This window comes from Nonomuraea sp. NPDC049784, from assembly GCF_040659615.1.
Classification (GTDB): Bacteria; Actinomycetota; Actinomycetes; order Streptosporangiales; family Streptosporangiaceae; genus Nonomuraea.
Genome location: NZ_JBFAMX010000633.1, coordinates 1 through 5,871 on the forward strand (window position 1 = coordinate 1; position 5,871 = coordinate 5,871).

Genomic DNA, 5,871 nt, shown 5'->3' on the forward strand with positions numbered 1-5,871 from the left:
CATCCTCGAGGCCACCACCCTGACGCACACGGACGTGTACGCCCGGAACACGGCCGACGACCCGGACCGGGTCGCGCCCAGGCCCAACGCGGACGTGGAGCAGGACCCGGCCCGCGTGCTCCTGCCCCCGGTCTCGTGGAACGTGATCAGACTGGGCTGACCGGTGGCCCCGGACCTCGGGCGACGCTCAACGCCGGCTCACGGCGGGAGGCCAGCCAGGGGCCGGGCCGGTGCTCTCCCTCACCACGAGCTCGGGCTCGACCAGCCGCCGCCGGTCGGGCTCGGTGCCCGCCATCCGGTCGAGCAGCATGTGAAAGGCGTGCCTGCCGACCTCGCCGAAGTCCTGCCGCACGGTCGTCAGCGGCGGCCAGTAGTAGGCGGACTCGGGGATGTCGTCGAACCCCACCACGCTCACGTCCTCGGGCACGCGCCGCCCGGCCTCACGCAGGGCGCGCAGCACGCCGAGCGCCATCTGGTCGTTGGCCACGAACACGGCGGTGACCTCGGTGTCCTGGGCCAGCTGCAGCCCGAGCCGGTAGCCGGAGCGCGAGCTCCAGTCGCCGCGCAGCACCTCGGGCACCGGCCGGTCCGCGGACTCCAGCACGTCGCGCCATCCCTCGATGCGGCCGTTGGCGTCGAGCCAGTCGGCCGGCCCCGCCACGTGCCACACGGTCCGATGGCCGAGGCTGAGCAGGTGCCTGGTCGCCCGTACGGCCCCGGTCCGCTGGTCGACCTTGGCCACGGGCACGGGGATGTCGTCACCGGCGTCGACCGCGACCACGGGCATCTCGGGCGGCAGGTGCCGCAGCCCGTCGGCGGCCGACTCGTGCGGCGCCACGATGATCACCCCGTCGACAGCCTGGGCGCGCAGCCGCTCCACGCCCTCCTCCATCGACCTGCGGTTGAGCGAGGGCAGGCTGGCGATGCTCACGTTGAACCCGGCGTTCCTGGCGGCCTGCTCGATGCAGTAGAGCGTGGAGGCGGGGCCGTACAGGGTGGTGTCGATGCTGACGACGCCCAGCACCCCGGACCGCCCGGTGACGAGCTGCCGCGCGGCCTGGTTGGGCCGGTAGTCGAGCTCTCGTACGGCGGCCAGCACCCGGGCCCTGGTCTCGGCCCGCACCCGGTCGGGCGCGTTGAGCACGCGCGAGACGGTCATGGCGGAAACGCCGGCGAGTACGGCGACGTCCATGAGCACCGCGGGCCTGCCGTCCCTGGATCTCACCGAGGCTCACCCCCTCACCGATAACGCTAACAGCCAGAGCCCCCGAACGCGCGGACCATTATCGGTCCCATCACGTTCCCCTGGACCTCCGCGAGACGATCCTCTCAACGGCGTCACCTCGTGTCATCGGAAAGTGTCCGTGGCCGCTGACACAATCCCCGCATGACCATGGAAAGCGTTGTTCTCACCGGTGCGGCCGGACGCGTGGGTTCTGTGCTGCGCGAGCCGCTGCGGCGTCGGCTGCGCCGCCTGATCTCCGTCGATCGTGTGCCGCTGGCCGCCGAAGGACCGAATGAGGAAGTCCGCCAAGCCGAGCTGGCCGGCATCGAGGACGTCGTATCGGTCATCGAAGGCGCCGACGCGGTCGTGCACCTGGCCGGGGTGCCGGATGAGGCGCCGCTCGCCGATCTCCTGGACGCCAACGTCCTGGGCGCCCACCACGTGCTGGAGGCCGCACGGCGCACCGGCGTCAGGCGCGTGGTGCTGGCGAGCAGCAATCGGCTGACCGGCTGCTACCCGTCCGCGGAGAAGGTCTCGGCTGAGATGCCGCCCCGCCCCGACGGGCTGTACGGCGTCAGCAAGGTCGCCTTGGAGGCCCTGGGCCGGCTGTATGCCGACAAGTTCGGGCTGCAGGTGGTGTGCCTGCGCATCGGCAGCCTGGAGCAGGTGCCGAGCGAGCCACGGCACCTGGCCACCTGGTTGAGCCCGTACGACTGCGCCGGGTTCGTCTGGGCCGCGCTGACCCGGCCCGGCCTCACCTTCACCGCCGCGTACGCGGTCTCGGCCAATGCCCGCCGGTTCTGGGAGCTGGACGACCGGCTCGGCTACCACCCCCGCGATGACGCCGAGGCCTACGTGCGGCAGATCCCCGGAGTGGACGGCTACTTCGCCGGTGACCAGCTCCAGGGCGGCGACTACGCCACCGCCGACTACACCCTCCGTCACGCATTCGACCGGACTTCGACCAGTCGGCCATGATCGGCCCGGAACGACAAGAAGCCCCAGAGTTCCTGGGGCTTCTTGGTGTGGTGGACGATACTGGGATTGAACCAGTGACCTCTTCCGTGTCAGGGAAGCGCTCTCCCGCTGAGCTAATCGTCCTTGGAGGTGGAGACGGGATTTGAACCCGTGTGGACGGCTTTGCAGGCCGCTGCCTCGCCTCTCGGCCACTCCACCGAGTCGAACCTCTCCGAGCGGAAGACGGGATTCGAACCCGCGACCCTCACCTTGGCAAGGTGATGCTCTACCACTGAGCCACTTCCGCGTGCATCGACAACTCTAGCGCGTTTGCCGACCAGATGCTCACCGTGGGCCGCGTTCAGCGGTCCACGGCAGGTTGCGGAGTGTGCCCTACTTGCGCAGTTGCCGGGCCACGCTGCGCTCCGTGGCGGGCAGGCTGAGGAAGATCTCCAGGATGCGCGTGAGGCGGTGGACCTCGATGCGGTGGAAGGCGGGACCCTCCGAGCGGGCCAGGAGGAGCGAGAGGGCCAGGGGCGGCAGCGGGGCGTGGATGAGGTGGAGATCGTCCTCGAGGGTGACGGCGGTCGGGCGGGACGGCGTCTCCCACGGGACGACCAGGTCTTTGGGGGCGCGCCAGCTCGCGTAGATGACGCGCTCGCCGGAGGCCGTGGCGGCCCAGTCGGCGCTGAAGAGGACAGGGAGCGAGTCGATGAGCGTGGTGAGAGCCCGGTCGCCCGCCGTGGTGATGTATTTGAGGATCTCCAGCTCAGGGTATGTGCCAGGGGCCTCCCTGGTGGTCCAGATACCCTCGACCGCGACGCCGTCGACGGTCTCCAGGCTCTTGACCAGCGCCTGCCTGGGCGTGCTCTCCGGACAGAAGATCGTGATGTCGTCGACGGCCGTGCCCGCGCCCCGGTCGAGCACGGTCACCTGCGTGATGTCGGCCCCCGCCGCGCCCAGGACCTTGGTCACCTGTGCCAGGGAACCCGGTCTGTCGGGCAGCGCCACGCGTACGCGAAGAAGCATCCGTCCCCTCCATCGAAGATGCATTAATAGCCTATCCGCGAATACCGTTACGGCCTGACCTGCGCTACAACTGTTCGAGTGAAGATTGGGCCGATTGGGGTTTGGCCGCCGGTGGTGCTCGCGCCGATGGCGGGCATCACGAACGCGCCGTTCCGCGTGTTGTGCAGGGAGCAGGGCGCGGGGCTGTTCGTGTGCGAGATGATCACGACGCGCGCGCTGGTCGAGCGCAATCCCAAGACGCTGCGGATGATCAGGTTCGCGGAGTCTGAACGGCCAAGGAGCATCCAGCTGTACGGGGTGGATCCCGGCATCGTGGGGCGGGCGGTCAAGATGATCGCCGAGGAGGACCTGGCCGACCACATCGATCTGAACTTCGGCTGCCCCGTGCCCAAGGTGACCAGGCGCGGCGGTGGTTCCGCGCTGCCGTACAAGCGGAATCTGCTGCGGCGGATCCTGCGGGAGGCGGTCGCCAACGCGGGGTCCCTGCCCGTGACGATGAAGATGCGCAAAGGGATCGATGACGATCACCTGACATATCTCGACGCCGGGCGGATCGCGGCGGAGGAGGGGGTCGCGGCGATCGCGCTGCATGCCCGGACGGCCAAGCAGCATTACGGGGGTGTGGCCGACTGGGAGGCCATCGCCCGGCTGAAGGAGGCCGTGCCGGACGTCCCCGTGCTGGGGAACGGCGACATCTGGTGCGCCGACGACGCCCTGCGGATGGTGGCGCGTACGGGGTGCGACGGCGTGGTCGTCGGGCGCGGGTGCCTGGGGCGGCCGTGGCTGTTCAAGGACCTGGAGAACGCGTTCAACGGCAGCCCCGAGCGGGTCCGGCCGGCGCTCAGCGAGGTCGCCGAGGTGATGGCCAGGCACGCCGAGGGGCTGACCGAGTGCTTCGACATCGAGCGGTACGCCATAGCCGACTTCCGCAAGCATGTCGGGTGGTATCTGAAGGGGTTCACGGTCGGTAGCGAGCTGCGGCGGGAGCTGGCCACGGCCGAGTCGCTCGACGGGCTGCGCGAAGGGCTGGCGAAGCTGGAGCACGATCAGCCGTGGCCGCCGAACACGGACACGCCCCGGGGCAAGTCGGGGGAGCGGACCAAGGTGCTCCTGCCGGACGGATGGCTGGACGACCCCTGGGACTGCGCGATCCCCGACGGTGACGCCGAGTCCGATATCTCAGGCGGTTAGTGAGGGCCGGTGGCCTCGGTGCCGCAGGGGCCGCCGCCCACGGACTGCTCCAGCTGGACGCGCTCGCCCGACATCGTCAGCGTCGGGTAGTACTCGGCGATCCGCTCGGCCGAGCGCCCGACGTAATGGCAGATGAAGCTACGCCGGAAGCGGTCGGCCGTGCTGTTCGGCTCCGAGCCGTGCACCAGGCTGCCGTTGAAGAAAAGAACGTCGCCGGGGTTCATGTCCACGGGCACCCGCTCCAAGCCGGGCGGCGGCGGGACGTACTCCCTGGTGAACGAGACGTCCTGGTCGGCCTCCTCCGGGCAGAACAGGTCCATCAGATGCGTCCCCGGCACGACTTCGAGGCCGCCGTTCGCCCGGTCCACCCGGTCGAGCGCCACCCACGCGGCCACGCAGGTGCCCGGCTCGACCCGGAGGTAGAAGTTGTCCTGGTGCAGCGCCTGGCCCCTGGCGCCCGGCGGCTTGAAGTAGAACATGCTCTGGGCTGCTATCGGCTCCTCGCCGAGGATGTCGCGGAGTATGGCGGCGATGCGCGTGTCGAGCAGGTAGCGCAGGGCGACGTCGTTCACCTCGTGGGGATGCATGATCCGCGGGTAGTCACGGAGGATGTCGTACGGCTGGCCGGGTTCCTGCGGCTGCGGGGAGAAATGCCCAGGGATCGGCCCCTTGGCGTGCAGCGCCATGAACTCTTCGCGCAGCTCGGCCACCTCTTCTGGAGCGAGGAGACCGGGCACCAGCAAGAACCCCTGATCGTGGAAGTCGTTGAGCCTCATGTGTCTCACGCTAAAGAGCGGGATCGTGTAACGGTATGCCTGTGACCGCTGAGGATCTGTCTGTTCCTGCTGCCGAGCTGACCATCGTGGGCCACTACGACAAGGCCCCCGGGTACGCCACGCGCCGCCCCGCCGGGTCGCCGAGCTGGCTGCTGCTGTGGACCGAGGCGGGGGTGGGGCTCGTGGAGCAGGGCGGGGTGTCGTTCGCGGCCCGGGCGGGGGATCTGGTGGTGCTCGGGTCGGGGGTGTCCCAGCACTACCGGGTGCTGCCGGGGGCGGAGCGGTGGCGCTTCTGGTGGGTGCACTTCCAGCCCCGGCCCTCGTGGGGGGCCTGGCTGGGGCCTTATGCGCGTGGCGACGGGTGCCATCTGGTCGGGGGCGTGCCTGCGGGCCTGCACGAGCGCATCGGCCTGGCGTTCGAGCGGGCACTCCAGGACGCGCGGTGGGTGCCCGGCGCACGCCTTCCCGACGTGCCCGGGGCGGCCGCGTCCATCCCTGACGTGTCTCTCCCCGCCGTGCCCCCTGCCGACGTGCGGGTGTCAGCCGTCGTCGCGGCGGGAGCGGCGCGAGAGCTGGTGCTGGGCGCGGTTGAGGAGGTGCTCGTGCTCGCCACCGCCTCCGCGCGGCCCGAAGCGGCGCGCCGGCCCGACGAGGGCGACGAGCGGGTACGCCGGGTCCTCGCGCTCATCGCCG

General features: G+C 70.3%; 6 protein-coding genes and 3 tRNA genes. 3 read left to right on the forward strand and 6 right to left on the reverse strand.

Going from position 1 to position 5,871, the window contains the following annotated elements:
- Window positions 1–187: 187 nt before the first annotated feature.
- A complete protein-coding gene (locus AB0J09_RS54135) occupies window positions 188–1,192 on the reverse strand; it encodes a LacI family DNA-binding transcriptional regulator (protein ID WP_360710048.1) in 1,005 nt (334 codons plus the stop codon).
- A gap of 195 nt (window positions 1,193–1,387) precedes the next feature.
- Here AB0J09_RS54135 and AB0J09_RS54140 point away from each other — a divergent pair, with 195 nt between their 5' ends.
- Complete coding sequence (locus AB0J09_RS54140; RefSeq protein WP_360710041.1) at window positions 1,388–2,203, forward strand: NAD(P)-dependent oxidoreductase; 816 nt, start codon at window positions 1,388–1,390, stop codon at window positions 2,201–2,203.
- 48 nt (window positions 2,204–2,251) lie between these two features.
- Here the strand turns inward: AB0J09_RS54140 and AB0J09_RS54145 are convergent.
- The 4 genes from AB0J09_RS54145 to AB0J09_RS54160 all read right to left on the reverse strand — a co-directional run bounded on the left by AB0J09_RS54145 (window position 2,252) and on the right by AB0J09_RS54160 (window position 3,211).
- A tRNA-Val gene (locus tag AB0J09_RS54145) sits at window positions 2,252–2,326 on the reverse strand.
- Between the two features lies 1 nt (window position 2,327).
- Window positions 2,328–2,401, reverse strand: a tRNA-Cys gene (locus tag AB0J09_RS54150).
- A 16-nt stretch (window positions 2,402–2,417) separates the two neighbouring features.
- Window positions 2,418–2,489 (reverse strand) — tRNA-Gly (locus AB0J09_RS54155).
- Between the two features lie 86 nt (window positions 2,490–2,575).
- Complete coding sequence (locus AB0J09_RS54160; protein ID WP_360710042.1) at window positions 2,576–3,211, reverse strand: ACT domain-containing protein; 636 nt, start codon at window positions 3,209–3,211, stop codon at window positions 2,576–2,578.
- Window positions 3,212–3,289: 78 nt separating this feature from the next.
- On the opposite strand from AB0J09_RS54160, the gene dusB reads away from it, so the two are divergent.
- Complete coding sequence (gene dusB / locus AB0J09_RS54165; RefSeq protein ID WP_360710044.1) at window positions 3,290–4,402, forward strand: tRNA dihydrouridine synthase DusB; 1,113 nt, start codon at window positions 3,290–3,292, stop codon at window positions 4,400–4,402.
- Here dusB and AB0J09_RS54170 read toward each other — a convergent pair.
- Complete coding sequence (locus AB0J09_RS54170) at window positions 4,399–5,178, reverse strand: phytanoyl-CoA dioxygenase family protein (RefSeq protein ID WP_360710046.1); 780 nt, start codon at window positions 5,176–5,178, stop codon at window positions 4,399–4,401. The genes dusB and AB0J09_RS54170 overlap by 4 nt on opposite strands.
- Before the next feature lie 41 nt (window positions 5,179–5,219).
- On the opposite strand from AB0J09_RS54170, the gene AB0J09_RS54175 reads away from it, so the two are divergent.
- A partial coding sequence (locus tag AB0J09_RS54175) for an AraC family ligand binding domain-containing protein (RefSeq protein ID WP_360710047.1) occupies window positions 5,220–5,871 on the forward strand: 652 nt, incomplete at its 3' end.